The 14,602-nt window shown below is 49.4% G+C and carries 11 protein-coding genes, 5 tRNA genes and 1 pseudogene; 7 read left to right on the top strand and 10 right to left on the bottom strand.

The window, feature by feature from the left end:
• Positions 1–3: 3 nt before the first annotated feature.
• The 5 genes from AB5Y86_RS10645 to AB5Y86_RS10625 all read right to left on the bottom strand — a co-directional run bounded on the left by AB5Y86_RS10645 (position 4) and on the right by AB5Y86_RS10625 (position 515).
• Positions 4–80: transfer RNA gene (locus AB5Y86_RS10645), tRNA-Met, on the bottom strand.
• A 39-nt stretch (positions 81–119) separates the two neighbouring features.
• A tRNA-Gln gene (locus AB5Y86_RS10640) sits at positions 120–194 on the bottom strand.
• A gap of 41 nt (positions 195–235) precedes the next feature.
• Positions 236–310, bottom strand: a tRNA-Gln gene (locus AB5Y86_RS10635).
• Between the two features lie 45 nt (positions 311–355).
• Positions 356–430, bottom strand: a tRNA-Gln gene (locus tag AB5Y86_RS10630).
• 8 nt (positions 431–438) lie between these two features.
• Positions 439–515: transfer RNA gene (locus AB5Y86_RS10625), tRNA-Met, on the bottom strand.
• Positions 516–959: 444 nt separating this feature from the next.
• Between AB5Y86_RS10625 and AB5Y86_RS10620 the strand changes: the two genes are divergently transcribed.
• Positions 960–2,234, top strand: coding sequence for a site-specific integrase (locus AB5Y86_RS10620; RefSeq protein ID WP_068982117.1), 1,275 nt, complete (start codon positions 960–962; stop codon positions 2,232–2,234).
• Between the two features lie 351 nt (positions 2,235–2,585).
• Here the strand turns inward: AB5Y86_RS10620 and AB5Y86_RS10615 are convergent, their stop codons facing one another.
• Positions 2,586–3,560, bottom strand: a complete 975-nt coding sequence (locus tag AB5Y86_RS10615) for a hypothetical protein (protein WP_139118884.1) — start codon at positions 3,558–3,560, stop codon at positions 2,586–2,588.
• Between the two features lie 806 nt (positions 3,561–4,366).
• Here AB5Y86_RS10615 and AB5Y86_RS10610 point away from each other — a divergent pair.
• From AB5Y86_RS10610 to AB5Y86_RS10595, 4 genes and pseudogenes are all read left to right on the top strand, one after another.
• On the top strand, positions 4,367–4,543 hold the full coding sequence (locus tag AB5Y86_RS10610) for an AlpA family transcriptional regulator (protein ID WP_068982116.1): 177 nt from the start codon (positions 4,367–4,369) through the stop codon (positions 4,541–4,543).
• 374 nt (positions 4,544–4,917) lie between these two features.
• Positions 4,918–5,586: an inovirus-type Gp2 protein gene (locus AB5Y86_RS10605; RefSeq protein ID WP_162516195.1), complete on the top strand. Its 669-nt coding sequence runs from the start codon at positions 4,918–4,920 to the stop codon at positions 5,584–5,586.
• A 123-nt stretch (positions 5,587–5,709) separates the two neighbouring features.
• Complete coding sequence (locus tag AB5Y86_RS10600) at positions 5,710–6,228, top strand: Fic family protein (RefSeq protein ID WP_224969626.1); 519 nt, start codon at positions 5,710–5,712, stop codon at positions 6,226–6,228.
• Positions 6,229–6,288: 60 nt separating this feature from the next.
• Positions 6,289–6,516, top strand: a pseudogene (locus AB5Y86_RS10595) (transposase); the annotation flags it as partial.
• 324 nt (positions 6,517–6,840) lie between these two features.
• On the opposite strand, the gene galK reads toward AB5Y86_RS10595, so the two are convergent.
• From galK to galE, 3 genes are read right to left on the bottom strand one after another with little or no spacing between them, the layout of a single operon-like run.
• Complete coding sequence (gene galK / locus AB5Y86_RS10590) at positions 6,841–7,998, bottom strand: galactokinase (protein WP_068982252.1); 1,158 nt, start codon at positions 7,996–7,998, stop codon at positions 6,841–6,843.
• Positions 7,999–8,007: 9 nt separating this feature from the next.
• On the bottom strand, positions 8,008–9,048 hold the full coding sequence (gene galT, locus AB5Y86_RS10585; RefSeq protein ID WP_068982253.1) for a galactose-1-phosphate uridylyltransferase: 1,041 nt from the start codon (positions 9,046–9,048) through the stop codon (positions 8,008–8,010).
• Between the two features lie 26 nt (positions 9,049–9,074).
• Positions 9,075–10,094 carry a UDP-glucose 4-epimerase GalE gene (galE, locus tag AB5Y86_RS10580; RefSeq protein WP_041215920.1) on the bottom strand — a complete coding sequence of 340 codons (1,020 nt, stop codon included), beginning with the start codon at positions 10,092–10,094 and terminating at the stop codon, positions 9,075–9,077.
• A 312-nt stretch (positions 10,095–10,406) separates the two neighbouring features.
• Between galE and galR the strand changes: the two genes are divergently transcribed.
• The gene (gene galR / locus AB5Y86_RS10575) at positions 10,407–11,408 is read left to right on the top strand and encodes an HTH-type transcriptional regulator GalR (protein ID WP_100654392.1); all 1,002 of its coding nucleotides are present in this window, start codon (positions 10,407–10,409) and stop codon (positions 11,406–11,408) included.
• Positions 11,409–11,872: 464 nt separating this feature from the next.
• Complete coding sequence (locus AB5Y86_RS10570) at positions 11,873–13,159, top strand: maltoporin (RefSeq protein WP_081326103.1); 1,287 nt, start codon at positions 11,873–11,875, stop codon at positions 13,157–13,159.
• Positions 13,160–13,524: 365 nt separating this feature from the next.
• On the opposite strand, the gene AB5Y86_RS10565 is transcribed toward AB5Y86_RS10570, so the two are convergent.
• Complete coding sequence (locus tag AB5Y86_RS10565) at positions 13,525–14,529, bottom strand: glycosyl hydrolase 53 family protein (protein WP_068982257.1); 1,005 nt, start codon at positions 14,527–14,529, stop codon at positions 13,525–13,527.
• Positions 14,530–14,602 lie beyond the last annotated feature (73 nt).

Genomic DNA, 14,602 nt, shown 5'->3' with positions numbered 1-14,602 from the left:
TAATGGTGGCTATGACGGGATTCGAACCTGTGACCCCCGCATTATGAGTGCGATGCTCTAACCAACTGAGCTACATAGCCGTTTGTTATCGACCACAGATGTGGAAGAGAACAGAAAAATGGCTGGGGTACTAGGATTCGAACCTAGGGATGGCGAGATCAAAACCCGCTGCCTTACCGCTTGGCGATACCCCAACAGTGATGCCTGACAGAAACTATCAAACACCTTTCAAAAATGGCTGGGGTACTAGGATTCGAACCTAGGGATGGCGAGATCAAAACCCGCTGCCTTACCGCTTGGCGATACCCCAACAGCGTTCCTCAACAGTCGCAGACTGGCAAAGAACTTTTAAAAATGGCTGGGGTACTAGGATTCGAACCTAGGGATGGCGAGATCAAAACCCGCTGCCTTACCGCTTGGCGATACCCCAACTAGAGATGGTGGCTATGACGGGATTCGAACCTGTGACCCCCGCATTATGAGTGCGATGCTCTAACCAACTGAGCTACATAGCCAACCTTGCTTCCGGTGAGTCGTTACCTCGTCACCGTGCGGGCCGAATTATGCGTATCTGGCTCTGGGGCGTCAACCCTTTTTTTGCCAGAAAAACGCAATTTGAGTGCGTTTGACCAGTTATTGGTCTCTGTTGCGCAAAAGCCCAACAATCTGCTTTTTTTTAAGACATTGCCATTATTGCCCGGGCAATGGCAGATAAAAAACAGGCCAGCAAATGCTGGCCTGTCATGGGATTAGACGTTGAACAGGAAGTTGGTCTTTAGTGAGTCTCCATGGGTGTCGTGAAGTCTCATTTTTAAATTTAAGATCTTTGTTATCAAAGGATTAAAGGTTTTTTTGTCTCACTACGTTTCAGGTGGAATCACTGGTAGCCAGGTATTTTGTGTACGCAGTTGTGTACTCAAAATGCTATTGTGTACACAGCTTGAACAAAGGGGGCTAGGGTGGCGCTTAAGACAGATCGGGAAATCGCCAATTTGAAGGCGGAGGATGGCCAACGGCAGGTGGTTGCTGTTGCTAGTGGTGCTGGTGGTGGGTTGTGTATCGAGGTTCGCAGTGGTGGGCGCTCTAAAACATGGCTTTACCGTTATCGTATCAATAATAAGGCCCGAAAACTCACATTGGGCTCTTACCCAGCCATGAGCTTGGCGACTGCGCGGGTTGAGCACGGTAAGGCTGTCGCTTTGGTTAAGGCAGGAGAAGATCCTGCTGCTGTTGCCAAAGCATCCAAAGTGAAGCGGTCTGCTATGCCGACATTTGATGCGTTTTTTGAAGAGTGGTTGGAGTGGAAGCAAGTTGCCAAGCCTGCCCGAGCATCTACCGTTGAAGCCTACCGTCATACTCACCGACTATATATAAGCAAAGCCATTGGTAGTCTGTTACTGAAGGATGTGACGCGAGCAGTGTTGTTTGCTCACTTATCTAAGGTACGAGGGCGCAGTATACAGGCTGCACGAAAGGCACTGACTATCTGTGCTCAGATGCTAGATCATGCTGTAAACCTTGAATTGCTCGAACTAAATCCAGCTCGAACCATTAAGCCATCAACAATTGGGGCTGAGGCACCACCTCCTCGTCAACGCTGGCTTTGTCGTGAAGAGATTGCAGCCTTTTGGCTTGGGTTAAATGAGGGAGGCTATCATCCGGCGCAGGTTAACTGCTTGCGCTTGATCTTGTTGACAGGGGCACGACGTGGGGAGGCGACATCCATGACGTGGGATCAGATTATTGGCAATAAGTGGGTCATTCCAGCCAGTAATGCTAAGAATGGCAAAGAGCATACAATAACTCTTCATCCATTGGCTTTTGATGTGATCGCCTCTCAGAGAGCTATCAGCAGAGGTAGTTCTTGGGTCTTCGAAGCCATTCGTGAACATGATGCGGGACAGGGCCATATTGATGGAAATGCCTTACGCTGGGTGCTTAATAAAGTGAGAGCACTCACTATGCCACAAAGTGAGGCATTTACCGTTCACGATTTACGCCGTACTTTTGCCAGTTGTTGTGCTGAATATTTAGATGCAAACGAAAGTGTTATTGAACTGGCACTTAATCATAGTAAACGTGATCGTCTTGTTGCCACCTACCAAGCAGGTAAAAGGGCTGAACAGGTAACTAGATTGTTTGAGCAGTGGGGGGACTTTGTCTGCACTTTAATAAAACCAGCGCAATACAATCCAGTTAACGTTATTTCATTTGATTTTCGAGGTCGTAATTAATAGTAGCGAGTTAAGCGTTTGCTACATGCCATATTGATATTTTTGAACCTTATCCTTAGTGATGAGTTTATTAAGGCGTTTGAATTTTTATTGTTAAAGTATTTAGGTGAGTTAGATGTGTTCAATCTACATGATTTTTCCCTAAGAGTAACCCTCTGATGAGACAGAGATCTGAGTACACCTGAATGACAGTCTGTTGCTACTTGATCATGTTTTCAATAACTACCTTGTTCTGAGCTATCAGGTTGGAGAGTGGAAGGTAAATTGAACTCATCATTTTATCTTAAAAGGATGCATATCGAGTTCATGGTCGCTGTAAAGTTTAGTGTCTATAGATTTTAAAAAGGCGGACTAGTGTCCGCCTTTTTTTATTTGTTCATATTCTTCTTGTATCAGTCTAATTATTACTTCATTTTTTCTTCTGTCAGTTTTTATGCAAATATCGTCTAGCATGCTAATTATCTTTTCTGGCAAGACAACACTAACCGCTCTTTTCCCATTGTTTTTGTCTCGAAAAGATTTTTGTGACCAAGCCGATTTCATTTTCCTAAGAATCAGTTCTCTGGCTGGTGGTATTTCATTTAGTAGGTCAAATAGTGTAATAATACAATCTTTGATTGTCGACGAATTATCCCTGTTGATGAACCATATCGGAGGTCTATTACTTCCTGTTTTTATATTTTCAAACAAATAACTCCATGCCCATTTATCATCACATTTATCCATCCATAACTTTACATCAACTTTTTGACTTGCAATTTGCCATTTAGTTTTTAAATAAGTAATATCTTTTATTTTTTGTTCGCTAGTCGTATTGAGTATATCAAAAAACGAGATTATGCAGTTTTTTTTGCTGATGTTATTAATTGGGCAAGGGTCAATATTCCAGATGTTATATGGATGAATACTGCGAGTCACTTCAAATGCACCATCTATTCTGACGCCTACATCCATAGTCGAAGGTGACATAAAAGAGAATGTAGTTAAAGAGCGTATGTATGACCATACATAATTGCACAAACGATCATTTTTTGTATCTATCCAGCTGAAATTTGTTTCGTTTATACATTCAGATTTAATGCTGCTTATTATTAATTCTCGTGGGGTAACTTTCCCCTCAAAACTTATAAGCGGAGAGCCAAGTCCACAATTATTTCTTTTTATAAGGATGCTGCTGTTATTGGATAGGTGGCTAATTATCTCCTCATCACTTACTGATAAGGATGTGTCTTTATTTAATAATCTGAGGGCGAACTCCCTTTCTCTTTTGGATAAAGAGATAGTGTTCGGTATTTCTAAACCAGTACCATCATATATTTTTGCCATAACAATATCAGTTCCGAATAGAATTCATTACTAAGTGATTTTATTGTTGTTTTTAGTTGTTTTATTGTTGTTTTCTAACTTATTTTAGAGTGGTTTGCAATGTCTTTGTGTCGCTTTGTTTTCCATTTTACAGGGCAGTGTTAATGTACTTTTGTCCACTATGAGCCTACGTTCTCTGGCTTCGTTGAAGGTAGTGAAGGCCCACTGTGTGGGGGGGTATGGCAGGAATCTCTATCAACGGACAAGTTGATGGGCACTCTATTGGTCATCGCAGTGGTCTGGTAGAGGGTTACCCACGATTTGAGCCGGACGTTAATGATAGGCGCACTGGACTTGCTAAAATACAGCCGCTAGGTAATCGAATGTCTGTACCAATAATTGGGCTCTTGATCCTCTGCGAGGATCATAAAGAGATGCCTTCAGCTGGGGAATGTTGGGGAATGTTGGGGAATGATATCTGGAGCGTTAACGTTGAATACATAGCACAAGTTACATGAAACCATCACACGCAATCACCAATGCAGAGGAATGGCTAGCCTGCTGGTTCGAGTGAAACTCTTCATGTATACCGCATCGTCTCTCCCTGGTAATAGCTATGAAACAGTGAGGTGTAGCACTATTAGGAGCAGTTATTTAGCTTAGCTCCTCAAGTTGGTGCCTCAGATTTGCTAATGAGACGTAGACCTGTGCTTTTTAAATTCTCTCTTTGGTAACGGAATTTGATCAAGAGATATGGGGTTTACGTTTTCTGTTCCGCTATATTTTTACACGAGCACCACGTCCTATGGACGACAAAGGAGCTCATCATGAAACTACTTAAGTTGAAAGATGTCATCGCAATGACATCACTCTCTAAGGCATCAGTTTACCGTCAGATGAATGACGGGAAATTTCCAGCATCAGTGAAGATAGGTCCAAGATCTGTTGCTTGGGTTAGCTCTGAAATAGAGTCATGGATTGAAGAGAAAAGAAATCTTCGTTAGGGTAATTTCTGGCGAGTAATTGAAATAAATTAGCTCGTTGCTCAGGCTAGAAGTCTTGTCCTATCAGGGACCAGAGTTATTTGGTTGGTTTGATATTCAATGCTTTGGTGTCGGCAATAGTAATATATAAATAAGGAGTGAAAATAAATACCGAATAAAACTGCATACACAGTATGCAGATCGACAGTACAAACATGTGGATGTCGTAACCATCAACATACCGAAATCCATAATCCATTATATCGCTAAGTTGATAGCACCGTTTCAAACCTTCAATGAAAGTGTGCTAGTGCACACTTGCAAACTGCTACCTTAATTCTAACGTCGGCATACATTCTCAGAATGTGGCCCTCCTTCTATCTATGGAGTTTAATATGTTTAACACTCTTAATGAGTATCGAGTGGCGGCTGAACGCCACTATCAGAAAAATGGATATACTTTCGATAAGGATAACCTCAGTAAAATTGTTGCTGTGATGCATCATGCTTTTGCGCAATACTCTAGGGTATTTGCTTTTAGAGTTGACCTTCGCTTCCCTGATAATTTGTTTACCAGGATGCTATCAGAAGGTAGTTCACGTTATCATGGCGCTGTGCTGAAAGCATTCTTTGCGGAGCTTGAAAAACTGTTTGTTCTGGATCAGCTGTCCCAAGCTACAAATGGAAAAAGGGTTCGCAAAACAGCAATCAGATATGTTTGGGCGAGGGAGCAAACAGCAGAGGCTGTCGTTCCTCACTATCACTTGATGTTTTTCTTAAATGGGGATGCCTATTGCTCTCTGGGGAGATTTAAGTCTGAGAATATGAATCTGGCAAACAAGCTTAGAGTGGCTTGGCATCGAGCTGTCTTTGAGGCGGATGTATCAATTGATTTTTGCAGGAGGCGAGGGTTAGTTGAACTTTCAGAGGAGGGACAGCACGAAGTTTTTTCAGATGATCCTGTGGCTATAAAAAAAGTGCTGCTCCATGCGGCCTACCTTGCCAAAAAGGAATCGAAGCGCCGTGGAGAGGGATATCAGTGTTTCGGGGGGAGTAACCTTTGAAGGCTTATTGGTGTTGATAAAAAGACTTTTACTGCAGTTTTAGATGGCATCTGATCCGGGAGTTTCTGCTCCCGGATCTGTTAAGCTAACCCTCATTTGTTATCGCATCAGTTGGAGTAACCCATGGCAGCCTATTCCCCTCCCTTCACCCTGACCCATGCCATGTTGAGTCGAGTGGCGGAGATCGCCGAGTTGGTGGGGCAGTGGCGGTTTGCTCAGAGTTCTCAGGTGCCGATGCTGCGTCGAGAGAACCGGATCCGCACTATCCAAGCCTCCTTGGCTATAGAGCACAATACCCTGAGTGTCGAGCAGGTGACGGCAGTGATTGAGGGGAAGACGGTGCTTGGGCTTCCACGGGAAATCCAAGAGGTCCGTAATGCGTTTGCGGCCTATGAAGCAATGCCTGATTGGGATCCTGCTTTAGCGGAAGATTTACTTGGTGCTCACGGACTCCTGATGCGTGGACTCTGCGATGATGCGGGTCACTGGCGTAGCGGTGGCGTAGGTATCTATCGAGGCGAGCAGTTAGTGCATATGGCTCCCCCTGCGAACCAGGTCCCTCGTCTGATGGGACCGCTATTGACTTGGCTGGCTGAGAACGAGGCTCATCCGCTGCCATATAAAGGGGTTTGGTCGGTGTGAATTGCCCCTAGTTCCCTAGAGACCTAACTGCCTTAAAATGAGGCCAGCATTGGAGGTGCCATGGTCCGTCAGCGTTATCCAGAAACTTTCAAAATCGAAGCTGTTAAACAAGTTACTGAGCGTGAGATGCCTGTGGCTGACGTTGCACGAGCCCTTGGGGTATCCAGCCACATTCTGTATGCCTAGCTCAAGCAGTACGGCAAGCCTGCAGAGCAGCAACACGATGAGTCTGCCTTGCAAGCCGAGATACACTGCTTGAAAACCGATCTGCGTCAATTAACCGAGGAGAGCGCAACATCTTAAAAGAGGTGGGATTCAATCGGGTGTGCGGCGACCATGTGAAAACATGCAGTTGCGGAGGATTGTTGAATGAAACGAACATTTACAGCAAAGAAAAAGGGGACTGCCGAAGCAGTCCCTGAGTTAGGCTCATTGCGATAACACATGTCTGAAGTTTGGTTCAATTGTATTATCTACATGTTAACCACAGCTGCTCACAGAGAGCGTTGTTTAACTCAACTAAGTCGAGCGTTCACCGTCTAGCAGGGCGGCTATACCATGACCAGTCTGGAAATACGTGACCACTACAATATTGAGGTGTCAGCGAACATATCAGAGTGGGCCGGCTCCGGCGGAGGGCTTACAGATATAGATGCTCGGGGCCAGACCGCTCACTTGGGGATAACGAATATTAACCTGTTCGCACACTGCTGCTGTCAGTGACTGTGGAACCAATGCAACCACACAGCCACCAAACCCGCCACCAGTCATCCTCACACCACCACGACTGCCGATGATCTCTTTGATCATGTCGACCAAGGCGTCGATAGCAGGCACTGTGATGGCAAAATCATCACGCATCGAGGCATGGGACAGCGCCATTAATTCGGCCATCATGACCATGTCTTCATTCGCAAGCGCATCGGCTGCTGCCAGCGTTCGTTCATTCTCGGAGATGACGTGGCGTGCACGGCTCGCGACGACAGGATCCAGTTCGTTGGCTCGCTCGGTGAACTGGGTCATCGTCAGATCGCGCAGTGCCTTGACCCCAAAATGCCGTGCGGCCTCTTCACACTGTGCCCTGCGGGTATTGTATTCGCTATCCACCAGGCCCCGACGTACGTTCGAGTTGATGATGACCACATCAATGTCGGCTGGCATGCTCACAGGACAGGTATCCAGACTGCGGCAATCGATCAGCAGAGCATGATCTTGCTGACCCAGAGCCGAGATGAACTGATCCATGATGCCGCAGTTGCAACCGACGAACCTGTTTTCCGCCAGTTGTCCATTCAGGGCGATATCTGCTTGGCTGATGTCGAGGTGATTCATCTCTTTGAAGATCTGTCCTACTGCCACTTCCAGAGAGGCGGAAGAGCTCAGGCCTGCTCCCTGAGGTACATTGCCACTGATTACCAGGTCTGCCCCTGTCAGTTGACAGCCTCGCAATAGCAAATATTTGACGACGCCTCGCACATAGTTGGCCCACAGGTATTCCGGGCGCGCCTCTATGGGGTGGCGTAAGTCAAATTCATCCAGTTGGTTGTGATAGTCGGCAGCGATAACCCTGATCAGACTATCTTGGCGGGGGGCAGCACTGATCACGGTCTGATAATCGATGGCGCAGGGTAGCACGAAGCCATCGTTATAGTCCGTGTGTTCCCCAATGAGGTTAACACGCCCAGGTGCCTGAATGGCGAGGGTCGGGCGATAACCATACTGAGTGTAAAAGGTATGTTCAGTCACGCTGTGTGGCGATTCAATACTCATATCTCAACCTCAAACCTGTTCACGAAAATGGATATCGCTGACGGAACGCAGGCGTTCGGCCGCCTGTTCTGCCGTCAGGTCACGTTGTGTTTCTGCCAGCATTTCATAGCCCACCATAAACTTGCGTACGCTCGCAGAGCGCAGCAGGGGCGGGTAGAAGTGGGCATGCAACTGCCAGTGATCATTCTCTTCGCCATTGAATGGCGCACCATGCCATCCCATCGAATAGGGGAAGGAGCACTGAAACAGGTTGTCATAGCGGCTGGTTAGTTTTTTGAGCGCCAGTGCGAGGTCTGCACGCTGTTGCGGTGTCAGTGTCGGTAGACGTGTTACCGCAAACTTTGGAAGCAACAGGGTTTCGAAGGGCCAGGCAGCCCAATAAGGCACTACTGCCAGCCAGTGTTCCGTTTCCACTACGGTGCGGCTGCCGTCAGCCTGCTCGCGTTCCGCATAATCGAGCAACATGGCTCGACCATGTTTGGCAAAATACTCCCGTTGGGCGACATCTTCCCGCGCGGCTTCGTTGGGCAAGAAGTCGTTGGCCCATATCTGCCCATGGGGATGGGGATTGGAGCACCCCATCATGGTGCCCTTGTTTTCGAATACTTGGATCCAGCGGTATTCGCGCCCCAGCTCTGCAGTTTGTTCACACCAGGTGTTGACCACGGCAGTGAGGGAGGGGATAGACAACTCGGGCAAGGTCTTGCTGTGATCCGGTGAGAAGCAGATTACCCTGCTGGTGCCGCGTGCACTCTCTAGCTGGAAGAGGGGGTCCTCGCTGGTTGGGGCCATAGGTGTATCAACCATCAGTGCCGCAAAGTCGTTGGTAAAAACGAAGGTCGACGGATAATCCGGATTTTTGTCACCAGTGACGCGAGTGTTGCCGGCGCAGAGGAAGCAATCCGGATCGTGAATGGATCGCTGGGTGCGATCAGGTTCATCCTGCTGCCCCTGCCAAGGGCGCTTCGCCCTGTGGGGAGAAACTAGAACCCACTGCTGGATCAATGGGTTGTAACGACGGTGGGGGTGATCGGTTGGTTCAAATTGCATAGGAAGGCCTGTCTCGTTCTGTACATTCATGGAAGGGGGTAACCGTTTGGATTTTGGGATTGCCAGCGCCAGGTATCAGCCGTCATCTCATCAAGCGTGCGATAAGCCTTCCACCCCAGCTCGTTATAGGCTCGTGTTGGATCTGCCCAACACTGTGCTATGTCCCCAGCGCGGCGCGGCACGATCTCATAAGGCAGTTCGCGGCCACAGGCCTTGGAGAAGGCGGCATGAATGTCCAGGACACTGTAGCCATGCCCAGTGCCCAGGTTGTACACATGGACGCCAGCTTGCCCAAGCGCATGTTTCAAGGCTGCGACGTGGCCATCGGCTAGATCCATGACATGAATGTAATCCCGCACACCGGTACCATCTGGTGTCGGGTAGTCATCACCAAAGATGGCGAGTTTGGCACGGCGGCCCACTGCCACCTGGGCAATATAGGGCATCAGGTTATTGGGAATGCCCTGGGGATCCTCGCCCATCAGGCCGCTGGGATGGGCGCCCACCGGATTGAAATAGCGCAACAGGGTCAATGACCAGTCGGGGGCTGAGTGTGCAAAGTCCTTGATGAGGCGCTCCACCATCAGCTTGCTTTGACCATAAGGGTTGGTGGCGTGAAAGGTGGGCGACTCCTCGGTGATGGGCATGATCTCCGGCTCGCCATAGACGGTGGCAGATGAGCTGAACAGCAGGGTCTTGACCCCGGCGCGTCGCATTGCCTGCAGCAACACCAGGGTGCCGCTGACATTGTTGTCATAGTACTCGAGAGGCTTTTGTACCGATTCCCCTACGGCCTTGAGGCCTGCGAAATGGATCACGGCATCTATCTGCTGGTCTGCAAACACACGATCCAGCAGGTCGGCATCCCGCACATCACCGTGATAGTGCTGGGGGCGCAGTCCGCTGAGGCTGTGGATACGTTCGAGGACGCTCTCTTTGCTGTTAACCAGATTGTCCAACAAGATGGGGGTCATCCCGGCAGCGATAAGCTGCAAGCAGGTATGACTACCTATGTAACCAGTTCCACCTGTCACGAGTATCTTCAACATTAATCGCTCCTTGGTGCTCGTTTTCATTGGGTTTTATTTGGTGTAATCGCTTTCCCTTATTCTGCGCTTGTGAACAAGGTCCTGGAAGATGCATCTCCATTTGATGTGATTTTTGTCACATTTTTCACCGCGATGAGCATGAGAATGGATAAGGGTGTATGTAAATGGATTACACAGCGAGACGCTCGTATTGATAGAATGCTCCCGCTTTTGACATGAAAGCCGTGTCAGGTATTGGAAATGTCGGTAGTATCTTGACCCTATAAAGCACTGGTTTTTATTTATACCGTTCACCGGAAAAGCTAATTCATGGCAACCATCAAAGATGTAGCACTCCTGTCAGGCGTATCCGTCGCCACAGTCTCACGTGTCATCAATAATTCGCCAAAGGCAAGTCAGGCGTCACGCGATGCCGTCTTCAAGGCGATGCATGAACTCAACTACCACCCCAACGCGAATGCGAGAGCCTTGGCCCATCAGAACAACGAAACGCTGGGGTTGATTGTTGCCGATGTGTCTGACCCCTTCTTTGGCACCATGGTTAAAGCAGTTGAGCAGGTGGCGCAGGCTACGGGGAATTTTCTGCTCATCGGAAATGGCTACCACGACGCAGCCAAAGAGAAGCACGTAATAGAGCAGTTGATAGGGCATCGCTGCTCTGGCTTGGTGGTTCATGCCAAAATGCTGCCAGATGAAGAGCTGATCCAGATGATGAGCTATGTTCCCGGCATGGTGCTAATCAACCGTATCGTTCCAGGGTTCGAGTCCCGTTGTGTGGCGCTGGACGATCGCTATGGTTCCTGGCTTGCAACTCGTCACCTGATCCAGGAAGGGCACAAGAAGATAGGGTTTCTGTGTTCAAATCATCTGATCTCTGACTCTCAGGATCGCATGCAGGGGTATCTGGATGCGCTGCAAGAGCACAATATCCCGGTCGATGAGCGCCTGATCTCCCGTGGCAGTCCGGATGAGCTGGGAGGTGAAGCCGCGATGACTGAGTTGTTGAGCCGGGGGCAACAGATGACGGCGGTCGTCTGTTATAACGATTCGATGGCGGCAGGAGCTTTGTCCGTGCTTAGCGACAACGGGGTCGAGGTTCCCCAGGAGCTATCTCTGGTGGGGTTTGATGATGTACTGATATCCCGCTACTTGCGCCCTCGTCTGACTACGGTGCGTTATCCCATCATCGCCATGGCGACCCAGGCCGCCGAGCTGGCCATTGCTCTGGCAAAAGGTGGGCCCTTGCCCCAGACGACACATATGTTCAGCCCGACTCTGGTACGCCGTCATTCAGTCCGCAGTATCGATTGATCGACGATTTGGCAACCTGAATTCATCGGCCATCAGGCAAGGTTACCCGTCAGGGGCCTTGCCTTTTTAGTGCCTCATCTTCTTCCTCTCTCTTTTGTCGCTCACTCCTGTGGGGTCGGGAAGGTCTCACGGTGCCTTCCTATGCCCTGCACGAGGAGGTCATGTCTGCTGCGATGAGTCTGGTCGAGTCATGGTTCTCAGGTGTAGATATTACCATTACGAGTGTAATCGATAACACATGATTTGTTATCAAATACCCCTTTAATTTCAATTGCTTGAGTTTGCCTTGTGGCTTTATCAAGCGTTTTTATAGCAGTGTTTATGTAATAATTACAGTTTTGTGAGTTTTGTCATGTCAATGATGGCACAGTTATTCCTATAATCTCCATCGGACAGTGAAAGCGCTTTCCCTATGGGTTGGTAAGCGGTTCATCAAGATAACAATGCAACAGTGGAATAAAGGAATAACTATGAAAGTGAAACTACTGACGACATCCGTTGCCCTCGCTCTGTCAATGACTGCATTGAATGCTAATGCTGTTGATTTTACAGGCTATTTCCGCTCTGGCGTAGGTGTGTCCCAAGACGGTGATATGCAAACCGGTCGACAGAACTTTGTCGGTCGTCTGGGTAACGAAAGCGATACCTATACCGAAATTGGTATTGGTCAGGAGGTTTACAACAAGGATGGCAAGACTTTCTATGTAGACAGCATGTTCAGCATGCAGAGCGATGGCTCCAATGACTATGAAAGTACCACCACTGTGTGTAACTTCGATCAAAAGGAGTGCAAGGATGATGCAACATTTGCCCTGCGCCAATTCAATGTTAAGGCCAAGGGGCTGATTTCCGCTGCGCCCGATGCCGTGGTTTGGGCTGGCAAGCGCTTCTATCAGCGTCACGACCTTCACATCATCGATACCAAATACTGGAATATCTCGGGAGCCGGTGCCGGTGTTGAAAACCTCAAGGCAGGTCCAGGCGCCTTCTCACTGGCGTGGATCCGGTCTGATGGTAACGATATCGATAACTCGATTGTTAACAATGACCTCAACGTTAACTTCCTGGACCTGCGCTATGCCGGCTGGGCTCCCTGGGAAGGGGCCTGGACTGAAGCGGGTGTCAGCTATGCCATGCCCAATCCGACCGATGAGCAGGAGAAGGCCGGTAATCTCTATGATCCCAAAAATGGTGTCATGCTGACCGCAGAAATGAGTCAATATTTTGCCGATAGCCGCATCTACGAGAAGTTGGTGCTGCAATATGCTGACAAAGGGCTGGCCCAGAACATGATCTCCCAAGGGGGCGGTTGGTATGATGTTTGGCATCTGACCGATGATGCCAAGGGATACCGGGTGATTCTGACTGGTGACATTCCCATGGGAGAGAAATTCAGTGTGAACCATGTATTCACTTACGGTAAGGGTGAGAAACTTGAAGCATGGCATGACAACACCGAACTGTTCAGCGCTGTCGCGCGAGGCGGTTATGCGTGGACTGACATCATGAAGACGCTGGTTGAAGCCGGTACTTATGAGAGCACCAAGACCTGGACAAGCGGCTCTGAAGAGAAATCGAGTGGTCAAAAATATACCTTGGCTCAAGCTTGGTCAGCTGGTCCCAGCATGTTTGCCCGCCCGGAGATCCGTGTTTTTGCCAGCTATCTGAAAGATGGCGAAGGCAAATCCTTCAACGGCGGTGAGGATGATAATACCTGGAACTTCGGCGTGCAGGCCGAAGCCTGGTGGTAAAACCCGACTCGTTACACCACAGGGAGCCCGCTTGGGCTCCCTTTTTTATTTTGCATTGAGGACTCGCCTTGTCGTGCTGACGTCGTCTTAGGGAGCCCGATGTTGCGAGTCCCGGCTACGGAGGCTGCAGTCGGTGAGTCTGTTTGCCTCGGGGAGAGGGTGGTCATGTTTTCGGTGATGGTACCGGAGGGCCCCGAGCGACTCTGCTTAGTGGAGCTGCCACCCGCATCCAGAGTCATTACGCGCAGGCAAGTGGCGGGATGATATGCGTTGGTGATAAAGGGCGAAGAGACGGGCGAAGTCATGTCCAGGTGGCAGAATGAAAAGGCGCACTACCTACTGCGCCTCTGTGCAACGTTATATATTTACTGCAACAGGAAGGCATCCAGCGCATAGGTGGGTTTGCCGCTGTTGTCCATCAGCCCCAGGCTGTAACCCTGCCAGTTCTTGTAGCTTTGTGGTTCCCAGTAGAGCACTCCGAGCCCTTTGCTATCGGGGATCCACGTCATCTTATTGAGTAGATCAGCAATGGTGTCGTAACTGTTTTTCGGGTCATCCCATGGCATGCCCACCTCGACAATCATCACCTCCTTGCCATAGCGGGTCACCATATCGGAGAGGTTGTCGTAGCAGAGGTTGTTGAGGGTGAACCAGTCGCCGTTGCCACTCTGGGTTGGGTAGATGGAGGCACCAATGACATCCCACTTGGCACCGTTGTTCTTTAGGCCATCAAACATCCAACGATAGAGGCTGTTGTTCTCGCAGTTGGCCAGGTGGACGATGACCTTGGTGCTACTGTTGACCGCCTTGACGGCGTCATAACCGCTGTTGATGAGCCAGGCAAAGTTCTTCATGTTGACCGAGGCGCGCCCCTCTTCCCAGAGCATGCCATTGTTGGTCTCGTTGCCCACCTGTACCCACTTGGGGGTGATGCCTGCGTTTTTCAGGGCTACCAGGGAGTTGTAGGTGTGCCACCATACGTTCGACATCAGCTGATCAAAGGTGTAGCTCTGCCAGGCCGCCGGCTTGGTCTGCTTGCCAGGGTCGGCCCAACTGTCGCTGTAGTGGAAGTCAATCAGCAGATCGAAACCGGCCGCCTTGGCCCGCTTGGCCTTGGCGATGACGTCACTGATGTTGTTCCAGCCATCAGCAGGATTGACCCATACCCTGAGCCGGATGGTGTTCATACCGTGCTCTTTCAGGGTTTTTAACAGATCCTGCTGCTGGCCGGCGTCGTTATAGAACTTGTATCCGGTGTTCTCCATCTGGGTCAGCCAGCTGACGTCAGCCCCCTTGACCATGGCCTCTCCCTGGCCATGAAACAGCAGGGCGCTGCCAAGCAGCATGGTGGTAAGTAGATGTCTCTTCATTGTTGTTATCTCCTGTCTGGATGTGTGTAGGGTGGCGACAGGGATGCAGTCCCGCGCCGGGATGGCGTCGCCG

The organism is Aeromonas sp. s8 (genome assembly GCF_040907785.1).
GTDB classification, from domain to species: Bacteria; Pseudomonadota; Gammaproteobacteria; order Enterobacterales; family Aeromonadaceae; genus Aeromonas; species Aeromonas veronii.
The sequence above is the reverse complement of the archived record's forward strand: the minus strand, read 5'-3'. Positions and strand labels throughout refer to the sequence as shown.